We start from the raw sequence: 23,552 nt of genomic DNA, 5'->3' as shown, positions 1-23,552 counted from the left end.
GATGAAGCACGCATATCCGCGCAGGCTCGGGGGGCTGGCCGCGGCGACCGTGGCGGCGGGCCTGCTCGCCACGCCGACGGCGGCAGTGGCCGACACCGCGCCGGACACCACGAGCCCGACGGTCACGGTCTCCTCGCCCGACTTCCCGGCGGGCGGCCCCGCCGCCAAGTACGCGGGGCAGAAGGCGACCTTCGTCCTCAGGACGGCCGACCCGGCCCCGCCCGGCGGGACGGCCTCCGGGGTTGCGTGCGTCCGGTACGGCTGGGGCTACCTCGGGGTCTCCTCCGGCTGCGACGCGCCGGGGTCCGTCCGTCCGGACGCCGACGGCACGGTCACCGTGAACCTCACGATCCTGAACTGGGGCACCAACACCCTCAACGTCGAGGTGACGGACCGCGCGGGCAACACCGGCCGGGCGGACTTCACCTTCTCCGCCCCCTCGAACCCCTACCCGCCGACGACCCTCGGTGACGTCGACGGGGACGGTGTCGCGGACATCCTGCTGCCGGACGCTCAGGGCAACCTGCAGTACATCGGCGTGAACGCCTCCGACACCACGCCCGCTTCGACGGTCCGTGCGGCCATCGCGCCCGATCGCACCAGCTGGGCCTCGTACCAGGTGGCGCACCGGGGCTGGACCGACCACGCGCCGTCCGCGGACGACTTCTTCGTCCACAAGCCCGGCCAGGGCTACCTCTACCTGTACCGGAACCTCGACTACGGCTCGTTCGGCCAGATGTGGTCCGGCGCCGAGCGGTCGACCGAGTGCGTGGACGGCACCGGGACGGTCGTGGCCTGCCCCGCCGACTATGCTCGCGACTGGTCGAAGGCGGACCAGCTGGTCGCGTTCGGCCCGACCGGCGAGGACTTCGGGCCGTCGCTGCTGACCCTGGAGAACGGCAACCTCTGGCTGCACGCGGGGGGCGACTTCGCCTTCGGCTACCAGCAGGCCCGCAAGCTCACCACCACCGGCACCTGGAATGGCTACGACCTGATCGCCCCCGGCCCGGACGCGGCCGGCGACCTCGCGCTCTGGGCGCGTGACCGGGCCACCGGTGAGCTGCATGCCTACCCCGTCCCGAAGAAGGCCGACGGCACCTTCGACTTCTCCGCCCTCGCCGACCCGTCGGCGAACGTGGTGGCCACCGGTTTCACTGCCGCCGCCTACCCGACGCTCGGTAGCTCGGGCGACGGTGACGGGGACGGCAAGCCGGACCTGTGGGCCGTCACGGCCGACCGGCACCTGGTGACCTTCGGCGGCTGGGCCGCGCCGACCGACCTCGGCGCGCTGCGTTAGGGGAACGCGAAGGCCCCCGTCCGATCCGGGGATCGGGCGGGGGCCTTCGCGGTTTCAGGCGGGGGTCAGAAGCGGCGGGTGACCAGCGCCCGCTTCACTTCCTGGATCGCCTTGGTGACCTCGATGCCGCGCGGGCAGGCCTCGGAGCAGTTGAAGGTGGTGCGGCAACGCCACACGCCTTCGCGGTCGTTGAGGATCTCCAGGCGCTGCTCGGCACCCTCGTCGCGCGAGTCGAAGATGAAGCGGTGCGCGTTGACGATGGCGGCCGGGCCGAAGTACTGGCCGTCGTTCCAGAACACGGGGCAGGACGACGTGCACGCGGCGCACAGGATGCACTTGGTGGTGTCGTCGAAGCGCTCGCGGTCCTCGGCGGACTGCAGGCGCTCGCGGGTCGGCTCGTTCCCCTTGGTGATGAGGAACGGCATGACGTCCTTGTACGCCTGGAAGAACGGGTCCATGTCCACGACGAGGTCCTTGAGGACCGTGAGGCCCTTGATGGCCTCGATCGTGATCGGCTTCTCCGGGTCGACGTCCTTGATCAGGGTCTTGCACGCGAGCCGGTTGCGGCCGTTGATCCGCATGGCGTCGGAGCCGCAGATGCCGTGCGCGCAGGAACGGCGGTAGGTGAGGGTGCCGTCCTGCTCCCACTTGATCTTGTTGAGCGCGTCCAGGACGCGCTCCTTCGGGTCCATGGTGAGCTGGTAGTCGACCCACACCGGGTCCGGGTGTTCCTCCGGGTTGAACCGGCGGATCCGGAAGGTGACGGTGATCAGCTGGACACCGCCCGCCTCGACCGCGTCCAGAGCGGCCGAGTGCTTCTCCACAGTCGGAGTGCTCATCAGTACTTACGCTCCATCGGCTGGTAGCGGGTCGTGACGACCGGCTTGTAGTCGAGGCGGATGGAGGTGGTGCCGTCGGCGGCCACCTCCTGGTACGCCATGGTGTGCTGCATGAACTTCACGTCGTCACGGGTCGGGAAGTCCTCGCGGTAGTGGCCGCCGCGGGACTCCTCGCGGGCGAGCGCGGAGACGGCGAGCACCTCGGCCAGGTCGAGCAGGTTGCCCAGCTCGACGGCCTCCAGCAGGTCCGTGTTGTAGCGGAAGCCCTTGTCCTGGATGGCGACGTGCTTGTAGCGCTCGCGCAGTGCGGCGATGTCCTCGACGGCCTGCTTCAGGGTGGCGCCGGTGCGGTAGACCATGGCGTTGGCGTCCATGGTCTCCTGCAGCTCCTTGCGGATCTGCGCGACGGACTCGGTGCCGGTGGACTCGCGGAGGCCGTCGACCAGGGCCTGGACCTTCTCGGCCGGGTTCTCGGGCAGCTCGGTGTAGTCCACGGTCTGCGCGTAGTCGGCGGCGGCGATGCCCGCGCGCTTGCCGAACACGTTGATGTCCAGCAGCGAGTTGGTGCCCAGGCGGTTGGCGCCGTGCACGGACACGCAGGCGACCTCGCCGGCCGCGTACAGGCCGGGGACGACGTCGGTGTTGTTGCGCAGGACCTCACCCTCGACGTTGGTCGGGATGCCGCCCATGGCGTAGTGCGCGGTGGGCTGGATCGGGATCGGGTCCGTGTAGGGCTCGATGCCGAGGTAGGTGCGCGCGAACTCGGTGATGTCCGGGAGCTTGGCGTCGAGCTGCTCCGGCGGCAGGTGGGTGAGGTCCAGGTAGACGTGGTCGCCGTCCGGACCGCAGCCGCGGCCTTCGCGGATCTCGGTGTAGATCGCGCGGGAGCAGACGTCACGGGACGCGAGGTCCTTCATGACGGGGGCGTAGCGCTCCATGAAGCGCTCGCCGTCCTTGTTGCGCAGGATGCCGCCCTCGCCGCGGGCGCCCTCGGTGAGCAGGATGCCCATGCGCCAGATGCCCGTCGGGTGGAACTGGAAGAACTCCATGTCCTCCAGCGGCAGGCCGCGGCGGTACACCAGGGCCTGGCCGTCACCGGTGAGGGTGTGGGCGTTGGAGGAGACCTTGAAGAACTTGCCGGTGCCGCCGGAGGCGAACACGACCGACTTGGCCTGGAAGACGTGGATCTCGCCGGTGGCCAGCTCGTAGGCGACGACGCCGGCCGTCCTGCCCTCGTTGATCAGCAGGTCGAGGACGTAGAACTCGTTGAAGAACTCGACGCCGTGCTTGACGCAGTTCTGGAACAGCGTCTGGAGGATCATGTGGCCGGTGCGGTCGGCCGCGTAGCACGAGCGGCGGACCGGGGCCTCGCCGTGGTTGCGGGAGTGACCGCCGAAGCGGCGCTGGTCGATGCGGCCCTGCTCGGTGCGGGAGAAGGGCAGGCCCATCTTCTCCAGGTCGAGGACGGCGTCGATGGCCTCCTTGCACATGATCTCGGCGGCGTCCTGGTCGACCAGGTAGTCACCGCCCTTGACCGTGTCGAAGGTGTGCCACTCCCAGTTGTCCTCTTCGACGTTGGCGAGGGCGGCGCACATGCCGCCCTGGGCCGCGCCGGTGTGGGACCGGGTCGGGTAGAGCTTGGTCAGGACGGCGGTGCGGCTGCGCTGCGTGGACTCGATGGCCGCGCGCATGCCGGCGCCGCCGGCGCCGACGATGACGGTGTCGTACTGGTGAATCTGCATGGGGGGTTAACTCGCCTCTGGCCTCTGCCGATGGTCGATGGTGCTCGCGGCTCAGATGTTGGGGTCGAAGGTGAAGATCACCAGGGTGCCCAGCAGCACGGTGAAGACCGTGGCGGTACCCATGAGTCCCTTGAGCCAGAGCCGGGTCGAGTCCTTCTCGGCGTAGTCGTTGATGACCTGACGCATGCCGTTGGCGCCGTGCAGCATGGCGAGCCAGAGCATCAGGAGGTCCCAGCCCTGCCAGAACGGCGAGGCCCAGCGGCCGGCCACGAAGGCGAAGCCGATCTTGGAGACGCCACCGTCGAGCATCAGCATGATGATCAGGTGGCCGAGGATCAGGGCGACCAGGACGACACCGGACAGGCGCATGAAGAGCCAGGCCAGCATCTCGAAGTTGGTGCGGGTGCGGCGCGGGGTCTTCTTCGTCCGCTGGCGCGGCGGCTCGATGACGAAGGCGTCGGCGGGGTTGCCGGTGCCGAGGCCCTTGCCGGTGTGCGCCTGCTTGGAGGGGACGACGATGGCGTCGGAGATTTCCGTGGACATGTGTCAGCTCACTTCCCGAACCAGGAGATCAGCGTGTGCTGCAGGATCCCGTAGAAGGAGCCGGCCATCAGGAGCACCCAGACTCCGACCACGGTCCAGAGCATCTGCTTCTGGTACTTCGGGCCCTTGGACCAGAAGTCGACCGCGACGACGCGCAGGCCGTTCAGGGCGTGGAACAGGATGGCGGCCACCAGGCCGTACTCCATCAGGTTCACGAGGGGAGTCTTGTACGTCTGAATGACGGTGTCGTAGGACTCCGGCGACACTCGCACGAGGGCGGTGTCCAGGACGTGGGCGAACAGGAAGAAGAAGATGAGGACGCCGGTGACTCGATGAGCCACCCAGCTCCACATGCCTTCCCGGCCGCGGTACAGCGTTCCAGCCGGCACGGAAAAACCCTCCGGAAGCGGATTGGGGGCTCGGCCGGCTTCGGTGTCGGTCAGCCCGGCCGGGTACGGTCCACCGGCCGCGAGCATCCTATCGACGCCTTCTCCCGTGCCGCCTCCGGGGGCCCCAGGTGTGATCAATCAGGCACTTCTGGCCTAGTGGGGCGGGAACCGGGGCGGAGTTCGCCACTCCTAGTGACGACATGGTCGCGCCCCGCACATGAGGGTGCGGGGCGCGACGGTCAGGCTTCATTCGCAATTCACCCGTACGGGCGGTTTTGCCCCCCGGATGTGCGGCGGGCGGGGGACGGCTCAGTGCGCTCCGGCCTCCGAATGGGTGGCGACCAGGTGTTCCAGCCGGGTCAGGGCGATCCGGCGGAGCTCGTCCGCCGCGATCAGCCGCTCCTCGTCCGGGTCGTTGGCCAGTCGGATGCGGATGGAGGAGAGCACGGTGTCGAGCATCTCCTCCGGGGCGACGCTCTCCAGGCAGACCACGAAGACGTGGCCGAACCGGGCCTCGTACGCGGCGTGCGCCGCCCGCAGCGCGGTGTGCGCGGCCTGGCTGCCGGGAGCCCGCATGCCGAGCAGCGGCTGCGGCATCCAGCTCTCGTCCGCCAGCGCCTCGGCGAGGTCGGCCGGGCGGAGGTCGTAGGAGGCCTCGCTGGCGGCGGCCAGCAGGGACTCTATGTCGGGGTACGGCCGGTGTGCGGTGAGCCGCAGGGCCCAGCGGTGGCTGCCGCAGCAGGCCAGGAGGGCCTCCTCGGCGGCGCCGGCGTCGGCCTCGTTGAAGCGGTGCAACCCGAGGAGGGTCGGCTCTGTTCTGACGTCGAGCCGCTGTGACGGGATGTCGCTGGCCAGCGGGTCCTCCTCGTGAGGGCGGGAAGGTGCCGGTGAAGCAGGGGTGGTGAAGCAGATGAAGTATGGGGCTGCGGAGAGGCGCTCGGCGCCGGTGGGGCAGCGTCTCAAAGGTAGTTGAGGCGTCATCAGTTGGGGAGGGCGCACGCCGAATTCATCCGGACGAGCTATCAAGTTGTGACGTTGACACCTTCGCGTCAGCGCCCTCCCCGCGTTCATCTGCTAATCGCACGGCCTGCCGGGCCGCCCGGGCCAGGTGCAGGCTCAGGTGCGGGCTCAGGTGCAGCGGGTCCCCGCGGCCGGCATGGTGCCCTCGGTCAGGTAGGCCTCCATGGCCCGGTCGATGCAGGTGTTGCCCTTGCCGAAGGCGCCGTGGCCCTCGCCGACCCGGGTGAGCAGGGTGGCGTTGGCGAATCCCTTGGCCAGGGACTCGGCCGAGGCGTACGGGGTGGCCGGGTCCCCGGTGGAGCCGACCACCAGGATCGGGGCGCTGCCCTCGGCCCGGACGGTGTGCGGCTTCTCCTGGGTCTTGAACGGCCAGTAGGCGCAGCCGGGCTCGCTGTAGTCGTCCACCGTGACGCCCTTGGACAGCAGCGGCGCCTCGGCGAGCAGCCGGTCCACCGCGGCCCTGGCGTGTTCGGGGGTGGGCGCGGGGCGGGCGGTGTCGGCGCAGCCGATCGCGGCGTTGGCCTCCTCCATGGGGCTGTAGTGGCCCTTCTCGTCGCGGCCGTCGTACTCGTCGGCGAAGGCCAGCAGCAGGTCCCCGCGCTTCATCGTCATCGCCATGCCCAGGCCCGCCCGCAGGTACTGCCAGGAGGTCTTCTCGTCGCCGTAGAGCATCTGGATGGTGCCGGTCCAGGCCAGGTCGCGGCCGAGCTTGCGGCCGTCCTTGGTGGTCAGCGGGCTGTCGTGCAGGCTGTCCAGGAAGTCGGCGGCCTTCTTGGCAGCCGCGTTCTGGTCCTTGCCGAGCGGGCACTCGGCGGCGTGGTTCTCGACGCAGTCGGCGGCGAAGCGCTCGAAGGACTTCTCGAAGCCGACCTGCTGGTCGACGCCGTGGTCCAGGCTGTCCTCGGCCGGGTCGACGGCGCCGTCCAGGATCAGCCGGCCGGTGTTCTGCGGGAACTCCTCGGCGTAGAGCGCGCCGAGGTAGGTGCCGTAAGAGATGCCCAGGTAGTTGAGCTTCCGGTCGCCGACGACGCCGCGCAGCACGTCCAGGTCGCGGGCGGTGTTGCGGGTGCCGACGAAGGGCAGCAGCTTGCCGGACTTGGCCTGGCAGGCGGCGGCGTGGTCGGTGGACTGCTTGATCTGCGCGGCCTTGCGCTCGGCCGGGTCCAGCGGCTCGTCCAGCTGGTTGACGGCGTCGTGCTGCTTGTCGTCGTAGCAGACGACGGGCGAGCTGCCGCCGGTGCCGCGGGGGTCGAAGCCGATCACGTCGAAGCGGTTGTGCAGGGCGCCGACGAAGTCCTTGGCGCCGTACTCGACCATCTCGACGCCGGAGCCGCCGGGGCCGCCCGGGTTGACCATCAGCGAGCCGATCCGCTGGTCCGGCTTGGCGGCCGGGTACTTGATCAGCGCGAGGTCGATCGCGTCGGTGGCGGGGTTGGCGTAGTCGAGCGGGACGTGCAGCTTGCCGCACTTCATCCCGGAGGTGTCGATCTTGGCCTTCTCTGCCTGGGGGTCGGCCGGGCAGTCCGCCCAGGTGATCTGCTGGCCGTAGAAGGGCTTGAGGGCCGGGTCGGCCTCACCGGTGGCCTTGGCGGTCGGCGCCGGGGCGGCCGTGCCCGAGGCGGCGGCGGGCGCGGAGGTGCCGGCGGCCTTGTCCTGGGCCGGCTTGGCGGTGTCGTCGCAGGCGGTGGTGAGGAGGAGGGTGCCTGCCGCCACGGCGGTCAGCAGGACTCGTGGGCGGGCGGCCCGGAAGGTTCTCATCGCACGTGTGTACCACTGGGTGGTGACGCGTTCGATCATGGCCCTCCCGCGCCGAGTCGATCGGTCGCCTCCGGGCGCCCGCCCGGCCCGGTCAGCCCCGGTGGACCTTGTGGTTGGCGGCCTGCGCCCGGGGGCGGACCACCAGCAGGTCGATGTTCACGTGCGAGGGCCGGGTGACCGTCCAGGCCACGGTGTCCGCGACGTCCTCCGAGGTCAGCGGCTCGGCCACGCCCGCGTACACCGCGGCCGCCTTCTCCTCGTCGCCGCGGAAGCGGGTGATCGCGAAGCCCTCGGACTTCACCATGCCGGGCGCGATCTCGATCACCCGGATCGGCTCCCCGCACAGCTCCAGCCGCAGCGTGGCCGCGATGGTGTGCGCGGCGTGCTTGGCGGCGACGTACCCGCCGCCGCCCTCGTACGCGGTCAGCGCGGCGGTCGAGGAGAGCACCAGCACCGTGCCGTCGCCGGTGGCCCGCAGGGCCGGCAGCAGCGCCTGCGTCATGTGCAGCACGCCGAGCACGTTCACCTCGTACATGGCCCGCCAGTCGGCCGGGTCGCCGTGCTCGACGGTCTCGGCGCCGATCGCGCCGCCGGCGTTGTTCACCAGGACGTCCACCCGGCCGACCTCGGCCGCGAAGGCGTCCACGGCGGCCCGGTCGGTGACGTCCAGCGGGTACGCCCGGCCGCCGATCTCCTTGGCCAGCGCCTCGATCCGCTCGGTGCGGCGGGCGGTCACCACCACGTCGAAGCCCTCGGCCGCCAGCCGGCGGGCGGTCGCCGCGCCGATTCCACTGCTGGCACCGGTGACCACGGCCACCTTCTGCTCGGTCATTGCCACTCCCTGGGGCTCATCGGTCGTTCACCCGATCATCTCAACCGCGTCGGCGCCCCGGCCGACCGCCCGCGTCCTACATTGCGAGGACCCGTGCCCGCCGATCCCCTGGAGGGACCCATGGCAGCCGATCCGCGCCGCGCCGAGTCGGGCCGCGCCCCGGAACCAGCCCGGCTTTCCGAATCAGGCCTCCCGATCGAGCCGCTGTACGGCCCCGAGGCACTGGCCGGCTGGGACCCCGCGACCCGCCTGGGCCGCCCCGGGGAGTACCCGTACACCCGGGGCGTCTACCCGACCATGTACACCGGCCGGCCCTGGACGATGCGCCAGTACGCGGGCTTCGGCACCGCCGCCGAGTCCAACGCCCGCTACCGGCAGCTGATCGCGGGCGGCGGCACCGGCCTGTCGGTAGCCTTCGACCTGCCCACCCAGATGGGCTACGACTCGGACGCCCCGCTCGCGGCCGGGGAGGTCGGCAAGGTGGGCGTGGCGGTGGACAGCGTCGAGGACATGGCGGTGCTGTTCGACGGCATCCCGCTCGGCGAGGTCTCCACCTCGATGACCATCAACGCGCCCGCCGCCCTGCTCCTGCTCCTCTACCGACTGGTGGGCGAGGCCCAGGGCGTGGCGCCGTCGGCGCTCACCGGCACCGTCCAGAACGACGTGCTGAAGGAGTACATCGCCCGCGGCACGTACATCTTCCCGCCACAGCCCTCGCTGCGGCTGGTCGCCGACGTGTTCCGGTACTGCCGGGCCGAGATCCCGCGCTGGAACACCATCTCCATCTCCGGCTACCACATGGCCGAGGCCGGGGCCGACCCCGCGCAGGAGATCGCCTTCACCCTGGCCAACGGCATCGCCTACGTCCGGACCGCGATCGCCGCCGGGATGGCCGTGGACGACTTCGCGCCCCGGCTCTCGTTCTTCTTCGTGGCCCGGACGACCCTTCTGGAGGAAGTGGCCAAGTTCCGTGCCGCGCGCCGGATGTGGGCCAGAGTCATGCGCGAGGAGTTCGGCGCGCAGGACCCGCGCTCGCAGATGCTGCGCTTCCACACCCAGACCGCCGGGGTGCAGCTCACCGCCCAGCAACCAGAGGTCAACCTGGCCCGGGTCACCGTGCAGGCGCTCGCCGCGGTGCTCGGCGGCACCCAGTCGCTGCACACGAACAGCTACGACGAGGCGATCGCGCTGCCCACCGAGAAGGCCGCCCGACTCGCCCTGCGCACCCAGCAGGTGCTCGCCCACGAGAGTGACGTGACCGCCACCGTCGACCCGTTCGCCGGGTCGTACGCCGTCGAGTCGCTCACCGACGAGGTGGAGGCCGCCGCGCTGGCGCTGATGGCCCGGATCGAGGACCGGGGCGGTGCAGTGGCCGCGATCGAGCAGGGCTTCCAGAAGGGCGAGATCGAACGCACCGCCTACCGCGTCCAGCAGGAGACCGACTCCGGCGAGCGGACCGTGGTCGGCGTCAACCGCTTCCGGATGGACACGGAGGAGCCGTACCAGCCGCTGCGGGTGGACCCGGCGATCGAACGGCAGCAGGCCGGCCGGCTGGCCCGGCTGCGGGCCGACCGCTCCGCCGGCGCCGTCACCCGGGCCCTGGACGCGCTGCGCCGCACCGCCGAGGGGCCGGACAACGTGCTGTACCCGATGAAGGAGGCGCTGGCCGCCCGGGCCACCGTCGGCGAGGTGTGCGACGCGCTGCGCGAGGTGTGGGGGACGTACGCCCCGGTGGAGCGCTTCTGAGATCCGCGGTTCCGGGATTCGCCTGAACGGCCGTCAACGGCCGGTCGCCGTTCAGGACGTGGCGGCCGTGACCACCGGCCGGTGTGATCGTTGCACAGGGCAAGCAACCCGGGGAAGGCGGCTGAAACGAGATGTCATACCCACCTGTCCGGCCGGTATGCGCCCATCTGGGGACTAATTTTCCGGAAGTCGGGCCAAAACCCCCCAACAGGCCTACGCTTGGGGAGATGAACCGTCCTGAGCCCGCTCAGCCGGGCGCCACTCTCGCCGCCGCACGCCCCGCTGTCGAACTGCGCGACCGGGTCAGGGCGCTGGAGCCCGAGCTGATCGCCTTCCGCCGTGATCTGCACCGGCATCCGGAACTGGGTCGACAGGAGTTCCGTACCACCGGGCTGCTGCGCGACCGGCTGGTGGCGGCCGGCCTCGAACCCCGGGTGCTGCCCGGCGGCACCGGCCTGCTCGTCGACATCGTCCCGGCCGGCACCGCCCCGGGCGCCGAGTTCCTGGCCTTCCGCGCCGACATCGACGCGCTGCCGATCGACGACGCCAAGACCGACGTGCCGTACCGCTCGACCGTCCCCGGCCGGGCCCACGCCTGCGGCCACGACGTGCACACCTCGGTGCTGCTCGGCGCCGGCCTGGTGCTGGCCGAGGCCACCCGCACCGGTGAGCTGCGCCGACCGGTCCGGCTGATCTTCCAGCCGGCCGAGGAGGTCATGCCGGGGGGCGCGTTGGACGTGATCAAGGCCGGCGGGATGGACGGCGTCGGCCGGATCTTCGCGGTGCACTGCGACCCGAAGGTGGAGGTCGGCCGGATCGCCCTGCGCACGGGGGCGATCACCTCGGCCTGCGACCGCCTGGTGCTGCACCTGGACGGCCCCGGCGGGCACACCGCCCGCCCGCACCTGACCACCGACCTGGTGACCGCGGTGGCCCGGATGGCCGCCGACCTGCCCGGCGCGCTGGCCCGCCGGATGGACCCGCGCTGGGGCGTCAGCCTGGTCTGGGGCCGGATCGCCTCCGGCTCCGCGCCCAACGTCATCCCGCAGCACGCCGAACTGGAGGGCACCGTCCGCTGCCTGGAGCTGGACGGCTGGCGCGAGGCGCCGGACCTGCTGCACGAGCTGATCGCCAAGCTCGCCGAGACCTACCGGGCCAAGTGGACGCTGGACTACCACCGCGGGGTGCCGCCGGTGGTCAACGAGGCGGTCTCGGTCACGCAGCTGGACGAGGTGATGCACGCGCGATTCGGGCGCGAGGGTTCTGTGGTGGTCGAGGGCACCGAGCAGAGTCTGGGCGGCGAGGACTTCTCCTGGTACCTGGAGCACGCCCCGGGCGCGCTGGCCCGGCTGGGCGTCCGAGCCCCCGGTGACACCACCGTCCGTGACCTGCACCAGGGCCGGTTCGACGTGGACGAGCGGGCGATCGGCATCGGTGCCGAGCTGTTCGTGGCGCTGGCGCTGGAGGCGGACGGCGACCGAGGGAACGGCTGAGGGAGCAGCTGAGCGCGCGACTGGGGCCGCCTCCGCGGGCCGGGTGGCCGACACGTGGGCGGATCGTCGGGATCCGGGGTTCGGGAACGGTTCCGTAAACTGGGCCGAACCAATCTCGGATCACCGTCCGTGGAGGAGGAAAGAGTCTCGGGGCGGGCGTCAGACCACGGTTTGATAACAACCCGAATGCTCTGGCACCCCGTAACACAACCGTGTTCTACGCGCGTTACGGTGGCGTCCGACCACGCCAAACGGTTGCGTGTCAGAAGGAGAAACTCCCTTGCGCCGTTCAATGAAGCTCGCCGCGGTTGTGCTCTCGGGTTCCCTGGGCATGGCCTCGCTCGCCGCTTGCGGCGCAAAGAGCACCGACAGCACCTCTTCTTCCGCCTCGGGCGACGGTTCGCTCAAGGTCGGCATGGCCTACGACATCGGCGGCCGCGGCGACCAGTCGTTCAACGACTCCGCCGCCCGCGGTCTCGACAAGGCCAAGGCCGACCTGGGTGCCTCCGTCACCGAGGCCGAGGCCAAGACCGGTGAGGCCGAGGCCGACAAGGAGACCCGCCTCAAGAACCTGGTCGACGCCGGCTACAAGACCATCATCGCGGTCGGCTTCGTCTACCAGCCGGCGGTCAACAAGATCGCCAAGGACAACCCGAACGTGAAGTTCGCGATCATCGACTCGAACGACAAGGACCAGCCGTCCAACGTCACCTCGCTGCTCTTCGCCGAGCAGGAGGGTTCGTACCTGGCCGGTGTCGCCGCCGCCAACAAGTCGAAGGCCCACCACATCGGTTTCATCGGTGGTGTGCAGTCCGAGCTGATCAAGAAGTTCCAGGCCGGCTACGAGGCGGGTGCCAAGTCCGTCGACCCGAACATCGTGATCGAGACCACCTACCTGACCACGCCTCCGGACTTCACCGGCTTCAACTCGCCCGACAAGGGCAAGGAAGCCGCGCAGGGCCAGCTCGACAAGGGCGCGGACATCATCTACTCCGCCGCCGGCTCCTCCGGCAACGGCGCCATCGAGGCCGTCGCCAACAAGCAGGGCGCCCTGGCCATCGGTGTCGACTCCGACCAGGCCGCCCAGCCGGCCCTGGCGAAGTACAAGAACAGCATCATGACCTCGATGGTCAAGAACGTCGACAACGCGGTCTTCGCGTACATCGACTCGGTCAAGAAGGGCAACGCCTTCACCGGCATCAAGCTCTTCGACCTGAAGGCCGACGGTGTCTCCCTCGCCACCACCGGTGGCAAGATCGACGACATCCAGGACAAGCTGAAGGCCGCCGCCGACGCCATCAAGAGCGGCGCCACCACCATCCCGACCGCGCCGGCCAAGTAAGGCCGCGCGTCTCGGACGCGACAGCGCCTGCCGCCTGCCCGGCAGCGCGATGATCGACACAGTTCACGGGAGGGGCCCGGCAGGGTGCGCTCAACGCGTACCCCCGGGCCCCGTTCCGTCCCCCCGTTTCCCCCCTTGGCCCTCCGAGCGCAACGACGCGCCTCCAGACCACCAGGAGACCGCCATCACCGCATCCGACCCCGTCCCCCTGCGCAAGGACGGCACCCCCAGCGCGGGGACGGCGACACCGGCCGTCGAACTGCGCGGCATCACCAAGCGCTTCCCCGGTGTCGTGGCCAACCACGACATCAACCTCACCGTCCGCACCGGCACCGTGCACGCCCTGATGGGCGAGAACGGCGCCGGCAAGTCGACGCTGATGAAGATCCTCTACGGCATGCAGAAGCCGGACGAGGGCACCATCGCGATCAACGGCGAGCAGTGCGAGTTCAACACCCCCGGCGACGCCATCTCCCGCGGCATCGGCATGGTGCACCAGCACTTCATGCTGGCCGACAACCTCACGGTGCTGGAGAACGTCGTCCTCGGCGGCGAGAAGATCCACGGCATCGGCGCCAAGGCGAAGGCGAAGATCAAGGAGATCTCCGACCAGTACGGCCTGGGCGTGCGCCCGGACGCCCTGGTGGAGGACCTCGGCGTCGCGGACCGCCAGCGCGTCGAGATCCTCAAGGTGCTGTACCGCGGCGCCAAGATCCTGATCCTCGACGAGCCCACGGCCGTGCTGGTCCCGCAGGAGGTCGACGCGCTGTTCGACAACCTGCGCGAGCTCAAGTCCGAGGGCGTCACCGTCATCTTCATCTCGCACAAGCTGCACGAGGTGCTGGCGGTGGCCGACGCGATCAGCGTCATCCGGCGCGGCACCACGGTCGGCGACGCCGACCCGAAGGCCGTCACCGCCCGCCAGCTCGCCGAGATGATGGTCGGCGCCGAGCTGCCCTCCCCGGAGAGCCGCGAGTCGACCGTCACCACGGCCGAGATGCTCGACGTCAAGGACCTGCGGATCGCCAAGACCGACGCCGAGGGCATCGAGCGCGTCGTCCTGGACGACATCTCGCTGCGCATCCACAAGGGCGAGATCCTCGGCATCGCGGGTGTCGAGGGCAACGGTCAGGCCGAGCTGGTCGAGGCCATCATGGGCATGCTGCCGCTGGACGGCGGCACCGTCACCCTGGACGGCAAGGACCTCTCCGGCACCCTCACCCGGTCCCGTCGCGAGGCCGGCATCGGCTACATCCCCGAGGACCGCCACAAGCACGGCCTGCTGCTGGAGGCCCCGCTCTGGGAGAACCGCATCCTCGGGCACGTCACCGAGGAGCCCAACTCCAAGGGCGTGCTGCTCGACCCGTCCGCCGCCCGGGTGGACACCCGCCGGATCGTCGAGCAGTACGACGTCCGCACGCCCGGCATCGAGGTCACCGCGGCCTCGCTCTCCGGCGGCAACCAGCAGAAGCTGATCATCGGCCGCGAGATGAGCCACCAGCCCAAGCTGCTGATCGCCGCCCACCCCACCCGCGGTGTGGACGTCGGCGCGCAGGCCCAGATCTGGGAGCACATCCGGGTCGCCCAGCGGGAGGGCCTGGCCGTCCTGCTGATCTCCGCCGACCTGGACGAGCTGATCGGCCTCTCCGACACCATCCGGGTCATCTACCGCGGCCGCCTGGTCGCCGACGCCGACCCGGCCACCGTGACCGCCGAGGACCTGGGCACCGCGATGACCGGTGCGGCCAGCGGCCACATCGAGTCCGAGCCGGATGCGCTCGCCGAGGCGCACGCCGTCGCCGCCGAGGGCACCCAGGCCGAGGACACCCCGGCCGACGGCACCGACCCGTCCGACACCGCCGACGACCCGCAGGCGGGGGAGTAACCACATGACCAGTCCCAACCCCGCCGCCAAGCGCAGTCTGGCGCAGCGGATCAGCGTTGAGCGGATCGTGCTCGCACTGGCGGCGCCGGTGCTCGCGGTGGTGCTCTCCGTCGCGATCTGCTCCGTCCTGCTGGCGACCTCGGGCAAGAACCCGTTCGACGCGTGGAACGTGATGATCACGTACGCCACCAAGTCGGACGGTCAGGTGGCCATCCTCAACCGGTCCACCACGTACTACCTGGCCGCCGCGGCCGCCGCGTTCGGGTTCCGGATGAACCTGTTCAACATCGGCGTCGAGGGCCAGTACAAGGTCGCGGCGCTGTTCGCGGCGTACGTCGGTGCGCAGGTCGACCTGCCGGCCTTCATCCAGATCCCGCTGCTGCTGGTCACCGCCATGCTGGTCGGCGGCCTGTACGCGAGCATCGCCGGTCTGCTGAAGGTCTACCGCGGCGTCAGCGAGGTCATCTCGACCATCATGCTGAACTCGATCGCGATCGCGATCGTGGGTCTGCTGCTGGCCCCGGGCATCTTCGCGCCGAAGGTAAGCGGCACCAGCAACTCGATCCAGACCGACCCGATCTCGCAGTCCAGCCACTTCTTCGGCATCGAGACGGCCGGTGGCGTCCTCTGGGGCTTCATCTTCATCGCGGCCCTGGTCGGCGTGGCCTTCCAGTTCACCCTTTCCCGCACCCGCTTCGGCTTCGACCTGCGCGCCACCGGCCGCTCGGAGAGCGCGGCGACGGCGTCCGGCGTGAACGTCAAGAAGATGGTGATCACCTCGATGGTGGTCTCCGGCGCGATCGCCGGTCTGATCGGCATGCCGGAGCTGCTGCAGAACTCGTTCAACTACGGGCAGAGCTTCCAGCCCGGCCTCGGCTTCCTCGGCATCTCGATCGCCCTGCTGGGCCGGAACAGCCCGATCGGCATGGTCTTCGCGGCCCTGCTGTTCGCCTTCCTGGACGCCACCGGTTCCCAGCTGCCGCTGCAGGGCGGCTTCCCGTCCGAGATCGTCGCGGTCATGCAGGGCACCATCGTCATCTGCGTCGTCGTCGCGTACGAGCTGGTGCGCCGCTACGGCCTGAAGCGCCAGCAGCAGAAGGTCGGCGCCGAGCTCGCCGCCCAGCTCGCGGCCACTGAGAAGAAGGAGGTGTCCGCGTGAGTACGGCCACTGCCGCTCGTCCGAAGGCGCCGGGCGCGCCTGCGAAGAAGCGCAAGCTGTCCTGGCCGGTCGTCCTGCTCCTGATCGCGGGCGCCCTGGTGCTGTTCTCCGCCGTGGGCATGGCCACCGGCAACCACTCGCTGACCTCCTCCGGTCAGGTCACCGCCGCGCTCAGCGCCGCCGTGCCGATCGGCATGGCCGGTCTCGGCGGTCTCTGGTCCGAGCGGGCCGGTGTGGTCAACATCGGTCTCGAAGGCATGATGGTCGCCGGTACCTTCTGCGGTGCCTGGGCCGGTTACCTGGTCAACCCGTGGGTCGGCCTGCTGGCCGGCATGCTCGGCGGCGCACTCGGCGGTCTGCTGCACGCGATCATCACCGTCACCTTCGGCGTCGACCACATCGTCTCCGGCGTCGGCATCAACCTGCTGATCCCCGGCATCTGCGCGTACGTCAACCGGATCTACTACAAGGACTACATCTCGGCCGGTGCCGGGGCGAACCAGTCCCCGCCGGCGGATCCGCTGCCGTACATCACCATTCCGGGACTGTCCTCGGGCCTGAGGAGCATCGAGAACCACCACTGGTTCTTCGTCTCGGACGTCGCCGGCGTGCTCGGCGGCCTGGTCACCAACATCTCGGTGGTCGTGCTGCTGGCCGGCGCGCTGATCGTGGTCACCTACTTCGCGCTCTGGCGCACGGTGTTCGGCCTGCGGCTGCGCTCCTGCGGTGAGAACCCGACCGCAGCCGAGTCGCTGGGCGTCAACGTCTACAAGTACAAGTACCTGGCGGTCATCGCCTCCGGCGCCTTCGCGGGCCTCGGCGGTGCGTACCTCTCGCTGGTCGCCGCGCACTTCTACAAGGACGGCCAGACCCTGGGCCGCGGCTTCATCGGCCTCGCCGCGATGATCTTCGGCAACTGGATGCCCGGCGGTCTCGCCATGGGCGCCGGCCTGTTCGGCTTCACCGACAGCCTCCAGCTGCGCGACCCGGGGTCGGTGCACGTGCTGATCCTGATCGTCGGCATCGCGATGATCCTGCTCGCCCTGTGGCAGCTGTACCGGCGCAAGTACACCGCGACGGTGATCTACTTCGTCGTCGCCGGCGGCCTGATCGCCTGGTACTCGCTCACCGACCAGGTGCAGCGTCCGCTGATCGTCGCCACGCCGTACCTGATCACCCTGATCGTGCTCTCGCTGGCCTCGCAGCGGCTGCGGATGCCGAAGGCGGACGGTCAGATCTACCGCAAGGGCGAGGGCAAGTGACCGCCCCCACGCCTTCCGCGATCGACTGGGAGCGGCTGCGCGAGGCGGCGCGCGAGGCGATGGGCCACGCGTACGCCCCGTACAGCAAGTTCCCGGTCGGCGCGGCCGCGCTGGTGGACGACGGGCGGGTGGTCACCGGCTGCAACGTCGAGAACGCCTCGTACGGGCTCGGGCTGTGCGCCGAGTGCGGGCTGGTGTCCGCGCTGCACGCCACCGGCGGCGGGCGGCTGACCGCGTTCACCTGCGTGGACGGCGCCGGCGAGCTGCTGATGCCGTGCGGTCGCTGCCGCCAGCTGCTGTACGAGCACGGCGGACCGGAGCTGCTGGTCGACCTGGCCTCGGGCGTGAAGCCGATGAGCGAGGTCCTGCCCGACGCGTTCGGGCCGGAGCGGCTCTAGCATCGCCGTTTGTTACGCGCGTAGAGTGTCGCGAGTGGGCCGTAACCCGGTCATCTCGCGGCACTCTACGCATTTGACGCTTTAGAACCCCTCTTGGAGCACGCATGGACGCCATCTCCGTCATCAGGACCAAGCGCGACCGCGGAGAGCTGAGCGACGCTCAGATCGACTGGGTCATCGACGCCTACACCCGCGGCGAGGTCGCCGACGAGCAGATGTCCGCCCTGGCCATGGCGATCCTGCTGAACGGCATGCAGCCGCGCGAGATCAGCCGCTGGACCGACGCCATGATCCGCTCCGGCGTGCGGATGGACTTCTCCTCGCTGCCGCTGCCCACCAGCGACAAGCACTCCACCGGCGGCGTCGGCGACAAGATCACCCTCCCGCTCGCCCCGCTGGTCGCCGCCTGCGGCGCCGCCGTCCCGCAGCTCTCCGGCCGCGGCCTCGGCCACACCGGCGGCACCCTGGACAAGCTGGAGTCCATCCCCGGCTGGCGCGCCCTGCTCTCCAACGAGGAGATGATGGACGTGCTCCGCGGCGCGGGTGCGGTCATCTGCGCGGCCGGCGACGGCCTCGCGCCCGCCGACAAGAAGCTGTACGCGCTGCGCGACGTCACCGGCACCGTGGAGGCGATCCCGCTGATCGCCTCCTCGATCATGTCCAAGAAGATCGCCGAAGGCACCGGCGCGCTGGTCCTCGACGTCAAGGTCGGCTCCGGCGCGTTCATGAAGAACCTGGCCGACGCCCGCGAACTCGCCCGCACCATGGTGGGCCTGGGTACCACGGCCGGGGTCAACACCGTCGCCCTGCTCACCGACATGTCCACCCCGCTCGGCCTCACCGCGGGCAACGCGCTGGAGGTCCGGGAGTCCGTCGAGGTCCTGGCGGGCGGCGGCCCGGCCGACGTCGTGGAGCTCACCCTCGCGCTGGCCCGCGAAATGCTCGCCGCGGCCGGCGTGCACGGCAAGGACCCGGCCGACGCACTGCGCGACGGCTCCGCGATGGACCACTGGCGCCGCATGATCGCCGCCCAGGGCGGCGACGTGGACGCCCCGCTTCCGGTCGCCCGCGAGCAGCACGTCATCCCCGCGCCCGCCTCCGGCGTGCTCACCGAGCTCGATGCCTACGCCGTCGGCGTCTGCGCCTGGCGCCTGGGTGCCGGCCGCGCCCGCAAGGAGGACCCGGTCCAGGCCGGCGCCGGCGTCGAGATGCACGCCAAGCCCGGCGACACCGTCGTGGCCGGCCAGCCCCTGCTGACCCTGCACACCGACACCCCCGAGCGCTACGACTACGCCATCGAGGCCCTGACCGGTGGCATCACCGTCGCGCCCGCCGGCACGGAGTTCACCCCGAACCCGATCGTGCTGGACCGCATCGCCTGATCCGCCCTGAGTCCTGCGGACGTGCGCTCAGGCGTACGTCCGCAGGACGCTGGTGTCGAGCTTCCACGGGCCGACGGTGATCGTGTCACCGAAGACGAAGTCCTTGCGGCGGGTGTAGGCGGGCTCGTCGTGAATGATGCCGGTGCCCTTGCGGGGATCCACGAGCAGATACAGCGGGATACCCATCGCCGAGTAGTCGCGGACCTTGTTGTGGTAGTCGTTCTCGGGGTTGGACTTCGAGACGATCTCCACGACAAGGAGGATCTCGTGGGGAAGAAACGCCGGGCTGTCGTCGTCCAGAGCTGCGTCGGGGAACACCATCAGGTCGGGGTTTCGGAGCCGACCGAGGCCGACGTCCTCCAAGTCAGCGCCGCCGTGGGCGATGTAGCCGGGGTGGGTCTGCGGCAGTTGGGCATTGAGCTGCTGTGCCAGGCGGATGACGGCGAGTTCGTGGCGCTTCACGGGCGACATCATCATGACGATCTCGCCGTCGGCGATCTCGATCTTCCCTATCCCCGGCACCTTTGGCAGTTGTTCCGCGATCTCGCGCAGCCGGGCGTACACAGCAGGATCGATGCTCATGTTCCGGAGTGTATCGGCGACGACTGTCAAGCGTCCGCGACTGCATGCCGGGTGCTGTGGGCCTGGTGGGTCGCGTAGAGGGTGACGGCGGCGGCGAGGGTCATGGCGGTGAGGCCGACGGTGGCGGCGCCGGGCCAGCCGGTGGCGTGGTAGGCGTCGGCGCCGAGGGTGCCGCCGAGACTGTTGCCGAGGTAGTAGGCAATCAGGTAGAGGGCGGAGGCCTGGGCGCGGCCCTCGGTGGCGGTGCGGCCGACCGCCGAGGAGGCGGTGGCGTGGCCGGCGAAGAAGCCGGCGGTGATCAGGACCAGGCCGAGCAGGGCGCAGGCCAGGGACTCGGCGAGGGAGAGCAGCAGGCCGGCCGCGGTCACGCCGATGGAGACGTAGAGGGCGCCGCGGCGGCCGAGGCGGGCGGAGAGGCGTCCGGCCGCGGCGGAGGTGCCGGTGCCGACCAGGTAGACCACGAAGATCGAGGCGGCGATCGACTCCGGCAGGTGGAACGGCGCGGAGATCAGCCGGTAGCCGACGGTGTTGTAGACCGCGCCGAACACGGCCATGAACAGCATCCCGAGTGCGTACAGCCGGACCAGCAGCGGGTTGCGCAGGTGCCGTCCGACGGTGCGGGCGAGCGCGCGGGCGTCCACCGGGGCGGGGGTGAAGTGCCGGGCGGCGGGGATCAGCAGCCGGAAGACGAGCGTGGCGAGCAGCGCGAGGGCGGCGGAGGCGGCGAGGCCCCAGCGCCAGCCGAGGGCGGCGGCGGTCCAGCCGGAGAGCAGTCGGCCGCCCATGCCGCCGATGCTGTTGCCGGCCACGTACAGGCCCATCGCGGAGGCCAGGGCGCTGGGGTGGACCTCCTCGGCGAGGTAGGCCATGGCGGTGGCCGGCAGCCCGGCGAGGGCGGCGCCCTGGAGGACCCGCAGGGCGACGAGGGTGGTGAGGTCCGGCGCGAAGGGCAGCGCGAGGGCGAGGACGGAGGCGGCGAGGGTGGAGGCCGTCATCACCCTGGTGCGGCCGTACCTGTCGGAGAGGGCGCTTGCCGGGAGCAGGCCGAGGGCGAGTCCGAGGGTGGCGGCGGAGGCCGTCCAGCTGGCCTGGCCGGGGGTGAGGTCGAGGTCGGCCGAGAGGATCGGCAGCAGGCCCTGGGTGGAGTAGAGCAGGACGAAGGTCGCGACTCCGGCGGCGAACAGGGCGAGGTTGGCGCGGCGGAAGGCGCGCTGGCCGGGGCGGTGGCGGTCGTCCGCGGTGAGGCGGGTGGGGGCGGCGGCGGGGGCATCCGGGGAGGTGACGGATGCCCTGGTATCGGCGGGCTGCATGACATCGACGGTAGGCCCGTTGTCGTTGATGCGTCCAATGCATGAAGCAGGGATGATCGATGCACTGGCGTATGAGTCGAGGTGGTGGCGGGATGGCGGCTTCGGAGTCGGTGGACGGCGGGGAGCGGTACCGGGCGGCCGAGTTGGGGCCGGAGGAGCCGGCCGTCCTGCTGGCGCCCCGGCTGGCGCAGTTCGCGGCGGTGGCCCGGCTGGAGCACGTGACGCAGGCGGCCGGGCTGCTCGGGGTGCCGCAGCCGACGCTGTCGCGCGCGGTGGCCCGGCTGGAGGAGGAGCTGGGGGTGGAGCTGCTGGCCCGTCAGGGCCGTACGGTCCGGCTGACCAGGGCGGGCCGGCTGCTGCTGGCCTCGGTGGAGCGGGCGCTGGCCGAGGTCGAGCGCGGCGCGCAGGCGGCCCGGGCGGAGGCGGACCCGGAGGTGGGGCTGGTGGCCTTCGGCTTCCTGCACACGATGGGGCCGGACGCGGTGCCGGCGCTGCTGCGCGGCTTCCGCGCGGCGCACCCGCGGGTGCGCTTCCAGTTGGTGCAGGACTACGGCGCGGCGATGCTGGAGCGGCTGCGGGCCGGCGAGCTGGACCTGTGCCTGGTGGCGCCGCTGCCGGACGACCCGGCGTTCGCCGCCCGCCCGCTGGACGAGCAGCGACTGCACCTGGTCGTCCCGGCGGACCACCGGCTGGCCGGGCGGCGGCGGATCCGGCTGGCGGAGGTGGCCGAGGAACCGTTCGTCGGGCTGGAGCAGGGGTACGGGCTGCGGGCGATCACGGACGGCTTCTGCGCGGAGGCGGGGTTCGTCCCCCGGTTGGCCTTCGAGGGGGAGGAGGCGGAGACGCTGCGCGGGCTGGTGGCGGCCGGGCTGGGGGTGGCGCTGCTGCCGCCGGCCCTGGTGCCCCGGCCCGGGGTGGTGGAGCTGGAGGTGACGGCGCCGCGCACCCGGCGGGCGGTCGGGCTGGCCTGGGCGGCGGGGCGGCCGCTGACCCCGCCGGCGGAGGCGTTCCGGGACTTCGTGCTGTCCCGGCGCGGTCGGCTGCTCCAGCACGACTGAGGTCGTCGGCGGGGTGTTCCACGGTGGTCGGCGCCCCTGCGGAACGGCGCGCGCTTTTGGCGGATCGTATGGACCGGTCGGTGGAATTCCGGGGGGAGTTTGGACCATCCGGTGGTGTTCCCGGTGGTGGGTCTACGCGCGTAGGGGCTATATTTCCGCAATGGAAAAGCAGATCCCCGTCACCACCGCGGGCACGGGCCCGCGCATCCCCACCGCCGACCAGATCCGCCGCGCGCCGAAGGTCCTCCTGCACGACCACCTGGACGGCGGGCTGCGCCCGGAGACCGTGGTCGAGCTGGCCGCCGCCGTCGGCTACCAGGGACTCCCCACCACCGACCCCAAGGAGCTCGGCGAGTGGTTCCGTGAGGCCGCCGACTCCGGCTCGCTGGTCCGCTACCTGGAGACCTTCGCGCACACCTGTGCCGTGATGCAGACCCGCGAGGGCCTGATCAAGGTCGCCGCCGACTGCGCCGAGGACCTGGCCGCCGACGGTGTCGTGTACGCGGAGGTCCGGTACGCCCCCGAGCAGCACCTGGAGGCCGGCCTGACCCTGGACGAGGTCGTCGAGGCCGTCCAGGAGGGCTTCCGCCTCGGCGAGGCCAACGCCCGCGAGGCCGGGCACCGGATCCGGATCGGCACGCTGATCACCGCGATGCGGCACGCCGCCCGCTCGCAGGAGATCGCGGAGCTGGCCAACCGCCACCGGGACCAGGGCGTCGTCGGCTTCGACATCGCGGGCGCCGAGGCCGGCTACCCCCCCACCCGCCACCAGGCCGCCTTCGACTACCTCAAGGGCGAGAACAACCACTTCACCATCCACGCGGGCGAGGCCTTCGGCCTGCCGTCGATCTGGGAGGCCCTGCAGTGCTGCGGCGCCGACCGGCTCGGCCACGGCGTGCGGATCGTCGACGACATCACGGTGGGCGAGGACGGCTCGGTCGAGCTCGGCCGACTGGCCGCGTACGTGCGCGACAAGCGCATCCCGCTGGAGATGTGCCCGACCTCCAACCTCCAGACCGGCGCCGCCACTTCGTACGCCGAGCACCCGATCGGGCTGCTCAGCCGGCTGAAGTTCCGGGTCACCGTGAACACCGACAACCGGCTGATGAGCGGCACCAGCATGAGTCAGGAGTTCGGGCACGTGGTGGAGGCCTTCGGCTACACGCTGGGGGACCTGGAGTGGTTCACCGTGAACGCCATGAAGTCCGCGTTCCTGCCGTTCGACGAGCGACTGGCGATGATCAGCGACGTGATCAAGCCGGGCTACGCCGAGCTGAAGTCGGAGTGGCTGTTCAGCGGGGGCGCCGGCGGCAACTGAGCCGCGGGGCGAACGCGTTTCCGGCCATCGGATGAAAGACCGGTTCTGGCAAGGATTTGCCGTTCATCCGACTACTCACTCGAGTGAGTGAACGCCCTTTGGTTCTCCCGCGACCGGCTCACTACGGTGTGCCAGTCATTGCCGATCAGGTGCGGTGGCGGCCACCCGGCCGCCGAACCCGCGCCGCGTCGTCGGCC

At 70.8% G+C, this 23,552-nt stretch carries 20 protein-coding genes; 11 read left to right on the top strand and 9 right to left on the bottom strand.

Translation table 11 applies throughout. The features are described from left to right. The first annotated feature begins 1 nt into the window (after position 1). Positions 2–1,297: a hypothetical protein gene (locus tag ACIBEC_RS22980; RefSeq protein ID WP_360495211.1), complete on the top strand. Its 1,296-nt coding sequence runs from the start codon at positions 2–4 to the stop codon at positions 1,295–1,297. A 65-nt stretch (positions 1,298–1,362) separates the two neighbouring features. Here ACIBEC_RS22980 and ACIBEC_RS22975 read toward each other — a convergent pair whose 3' ends face one another. The 7 genes from ACIBEC_RS22975 to ACIBEC_RS22945 all read right to left on the bottom strand — a co-directional run bounded on the left by ACIBEC_RS22975 (position 1,363) and on the right by ACIBEC_RS22945 (position 8,420). Further along, the gene (locus ACIBEC_RS22975; protein WP_360495214.1) at positions 1,363–2,136 is read right to left on the bottom strand and encodes a succinate dehydrogenase iron-sulfur subunit; all 774 of its coding nucleotides are present in this window, start codon (positions 2,134–2,136) and stop codon (positions 1,363–1,365) included. Next, positions 2,136–3,878, bottom strand: a complete 1,743-nt coding sequence (sdhA, locus tag ACIBEC_RS22970; RefSeq protein WP_360495217.1) for a succinate dehydrogenase flavoprotein subunit — start codon at positions 3,876–3,878, stop codon at positions 2,136–2,138. The genes ACIBEC_RS22975 and sdhA overlap by 1 nt, the downstream gene beginning before the upstream one ends. A gap of 51 nt (positions 3,879–3,929) precedes the next feature. Next, a complete protein-coding gene (sdhD, locus tag ACIBEC_RS22965) occupies positions 3,930–4,421 on the bottom strand; it encodes a succinate dehydrogenase, hydrophobic membrane anchor protein (protein WP_360495220.1) in 492 nt (163 codons plus the stop codon). An 8-nt stretch (positions 4,422–4,429) separates the two neighbouring features. Continuing rightward, entirely contained in the window at positions 4,430–4,810 is a 381-nt protein-coding gene (sdhC, locus tag ACIBEC_RS22960; protein WP_189916136.1) for a succinate dehydrogenase, cytochrome b556 subunit, read from the bottom strand. 309 nt (positions 4,811–5,119) lie between these two features. Next, a complete protein-coding gene (locus ACIBEC_RS22955; RefSeq protein WP_360495223.1) occupies positions 5,120–5,605 on the bottom strand; it encodes a 2-oxo-4-hydroxy-4-carboxy-5-ureidoimidazoline decarboxylase in 486 nt (161 codons plus the stop codon). Positions 5,606–5,938: 333 nt separating this feature from the next. Then, positions 5,939–7,588 (bottom strand): alpha/beta hydrolase, encoded by a 1,650-nt coding sequence (locus tag ACIBEC_RS22950; protein WP_360495226.1) that lies wholly within the window; start codon positions 7,586–7,588, stop codon positions 5,939–5,941. A 91-nt stretch (positions 7,589–7,679) separates the two neighbouring features. Continuing rightward, complete coding sequence (locus ACIBEC_RS22945; RefSeq protein ID WP_360495229.1) at positions 7,680–8,420, bottom strand: SDR family oxidoreductase; 741 nt, start codon at positions 8,418–8,420, stop codon at positions 7,680–7,682. A gap of 120 nt (positions 8,421–8,540) precedes the next feature. Between ACIBEC_RS22945 and ACIBEC_RS22940 the strand changes: the two genes are divergently transcribed. The 8 genes from ACIBEC_RS22940 (at position 8,541) to ACIBEC_RS22905 (ending at position 19,087) form a co-directional block, all read left to right on the top strand. After that, entirely contained in the window at positions 8,541–10,166 is a 1,626-nt protein-coding gene (locus tag ACIBEC_RS22940; protein WP_360495231.1) for a methylmalonyl-CoA mutase family protein, read from the top strand. 227 nt (positions 10,167–10,393) lie between these two features. Continuing rightward, on the top strand, positions 10,394–11,659 hold the full coding sequence (locus ACIBEC_RS22935; RefSeq protein WP_360495234.1) for an amidohydrolase: 1,266 nt from the start codon (positions 10,394–10,396) through the stop codon (positions 11,657–11,659). Positions 11,660–11,939: 280 nt separating this feature from the next. Next, entirely contained in the window at positions 11,940–13,001 is a 1,062-nt protein-coding gene (locus tag ACIBEC_RS22930; RefSeq protein ID WP_360495237.1) for a BMP family ABC transporter substrate-binding protein, read from the top strand. 49 nt (positions 13,002–13,050) lie between these two features. After that, positions 13,051–14,886, top strand: a complete 1,836-nt coding sequence (locus ACIBEC_RS22925) for an ABC transporter ATP-binding protein (protein WP_396288732.1) — start codon at positions 13,051–13,053, stop codon at positions 14,884–14,886. Between the two features lie 4 nt (positions 14,887–14,890). Beyond that, entirely contained in the window at positions 14,891–16,045 is a 1,155-nt protein-coding gene (locus ACIBEC_RS22920) for an ABC transporter permease (protein ID WP_360495239.1), read from the top strand. Beyond that, entirely contained in the window at positions 16,042–17,307 is a 1,266-nt protein-coding gene (locus ACIBEC_RS22915; protein WP_360495242.1) for an ABC transporter permease, read from the top strand. The genes ACIBEC_RS22920 and ACIBEC_RS22915 overlap by 4 nt, the downstream gene beginning before the upstream one ends. Then, positions 17,304–17,705 carry a cytidine deaminase gene (locus ACIBEC_RS22910; protein WP_360495245.1) on the top strand — a complete coding sequence of 134 codons (402 nt, stop codon included), beginning with the start codon at positions 17,304–17,306 and terminating at the stop codon, positions 17,703–17,705. Before ACIBEC_RS22915 ends, ACIBEC_RS22910 begins: the two co-directional genes overlap by 4 nt. 104 nt (positions 17,706–17,809) lie before the next feature. Continuing rightward, positions 17,810–19,087 carry a thymidine phosphorylase gene (locus tag ACIBEC_RS22905; protein ID WP_360495248.1) on the top strand — a complete coding sequence of 426 codons (1,278 nt, stop codon included), beginning with the start codon at positions 17,810–17,812 and terminating at the stop codon, positions 19,085–19,087. A 27-nt stretch (positions 19,088–19,114) separates the two neighbouring features. On the opposite strand, the gene ACIBEC_RS22900 is transcribed toward ACIBEC_RS22905, so the two are convergent. Together ACIBEC_RS22900 and ACIBEC_RS22895 are read right to left on the bottom strand one after the other, a co-directional pair. Further along, a complete protein-coding gene (locus ACIBEC_RS22900) occupies positions 19,115–19,669 on the bottom strand; it encodes a Uma2 family endonuclease (RefSeq protein ID WP_360495251.1) in 555 nt (184 codons plus the stop codon). Positions 19,670–19,695: 26 nt separating this feature from the next. Further along, on the bottom strand, positions 19,696–20,979 hold the full coding sequence (locus ACIBEC_RS22895; protein WP_360495253.1) for an MFS transporter: 1,284 nt from the start codon (positions 20,977–20,979) through the stop codon (positions 19,696–19,698). Positions 20,980–21,071: 92 nt separating this feature from the next. Here ACIBEC_RS22895 and ACIBEC_RS22890 point away from each other — a divergent pair, with 92 nt between their 5' ends. Continuing rightward, the gene (locus tag ACIBEC_RS22890; protein ID WP_360495256.1) at positions 21,072–22,037 is read left to right on the top strand and encodes a LysR family transcriptional regulator; all 966 of its coding nucleotides are present in this window, start codon (positions 21,072–21,074) and stop codon (positions 22,035–22,037) included. Positions 22,038–22,197: 160 nt separating this feature from the next. Further along, positions 22,198–23,355 carry an adenosine deaminase gene (locus ACIBEC_RS22885; protein WP_360495258.1) on the top strand — a complete coding sequence of 386 codons (1,158 nt, stop codon included), beginning with the start codon at positions 22,198–22,200 and terminating at the stop codon, positions 23,353–23,355. Positions 23,356–23,552 lie beyond the last annotated feature (197 nt).

It is taken from the genome of Kitasatospora sp. NPDC051164 (assembly GCF_044455625.1).
Classification (GTDB): domain Bacteria; phylum Actinomycetota; class Actinomycetes; order Streptomycetales; family Streptomycetaceae; genus Kitasatospora.
Note: the sequence above shows the minus strand (reverse complement) of the source record. Positions and strands in the feature narration are given on the sequence as shown.

Coding starts and splice junctions, on each gene's coding strand:
- ACIBEC_RS22980 (WP_360495211.1), top strand. CDS start 2: ATGAAGCACGCATATCCGCGCAGGCTCGGGGGGCTGGCCGCGGCGACC.
- ACIBEC_RS22975 (WP_360495214.1), bottom strand. CDS start 2,136: ATGAGCACTCCGACTGTGGAGAAGCACTCGGCCGCTCTGGACGCGGTC.
- sdhA (WP_360495217.1), bottom strand. CDS start 3,878: ATGCAGATTCACCAGTACGACACCGTCATCGTCGGCGCCGGCGGCGCC.
- sdhD (WP_360495220.1), bottom strand. CDS start 4,421: ATGTCCACGGAAATCTCCGACGCCATCGTCGTCCCCTCCAAGCAGGCG.
- ACIBEC_RS22950 (WP_360495226.1), bottom strand. CDS start 7,588: ATGAGAACCTTCCGGGCCGCCCGCCCACGAGTCCTGCTGACCGCCGTG.
- ACIBEC_RS22945 (WP_360495229.1), bottom strand. CDS start 8,420: ATGACCGAGCAGAAGGTGGCCGTGGTCACCGGTGCCAGCAGTGGAATC.
- ACIBEC_RS22940 (WP_360495231.1), top strand. CDS start 8,541: ATGGCAGCCGATCCGCGCCGCGCCGAGTCGGGCCGCGCCCCGGAACCA.
- ACIBEC_RS22935 (WP_360495234.1), top strand. CDS start 10,394: ATGAACCGTCCTGAGCCCGCTCAGCCGGGCGCCACTCTCGCCGCCGCA.
- ACIBEC_RS22925 (WP_396288732.1), top strand. CDS start 13,051: ATGATCGACACAGTTCACGGGAGGGGCCCGGCAGGGTGCGCTCAACGC.
- ACIBEC_RS22920 (WP_360495239.1), top strand. CDS start 14,891: ATGACCAGTCCCAACCCCGCCGCCAAGCGCAGTCTGGCGCAGCGGATC.
- ACIBEC_RS22905 (WP_360495248.1), top strand. CDS start 17,810: ATGGACGCCATCTCCGTCATCAGGACCAAGCGCGACCGCGGAGAGCTG.
- ACIBEC_RS22900 (WP_360495251.1), bottom strand. CDS start 19,669: ATGAGCATCGATCCTGCTGTGTACGCCCGGCTGCGCGAGATCGCGGAA.
- ACIBEC_RS22895 (WP_360495253.1), bottom strand. CDS start 20,979: ATGCAGCCCGCCGATACCAGGGCATCCGTCACCTCCCCGGATGCCCCC.
- ACIBEC_RS22890 (WP_360495256.1), top strand. CDS start 21,072: ATGGCGGCTTCGGAGTCGGTGGACGGCGGGGAGCGGTACCGGGCGGCC.
- ACIBEC_RS22885 (WP_360495258.1), top strand. CDS start 22,198: ATGGAAAAGCAGATCCCCGTCACCACCGCGGGCACGGGCCCGCGCATC.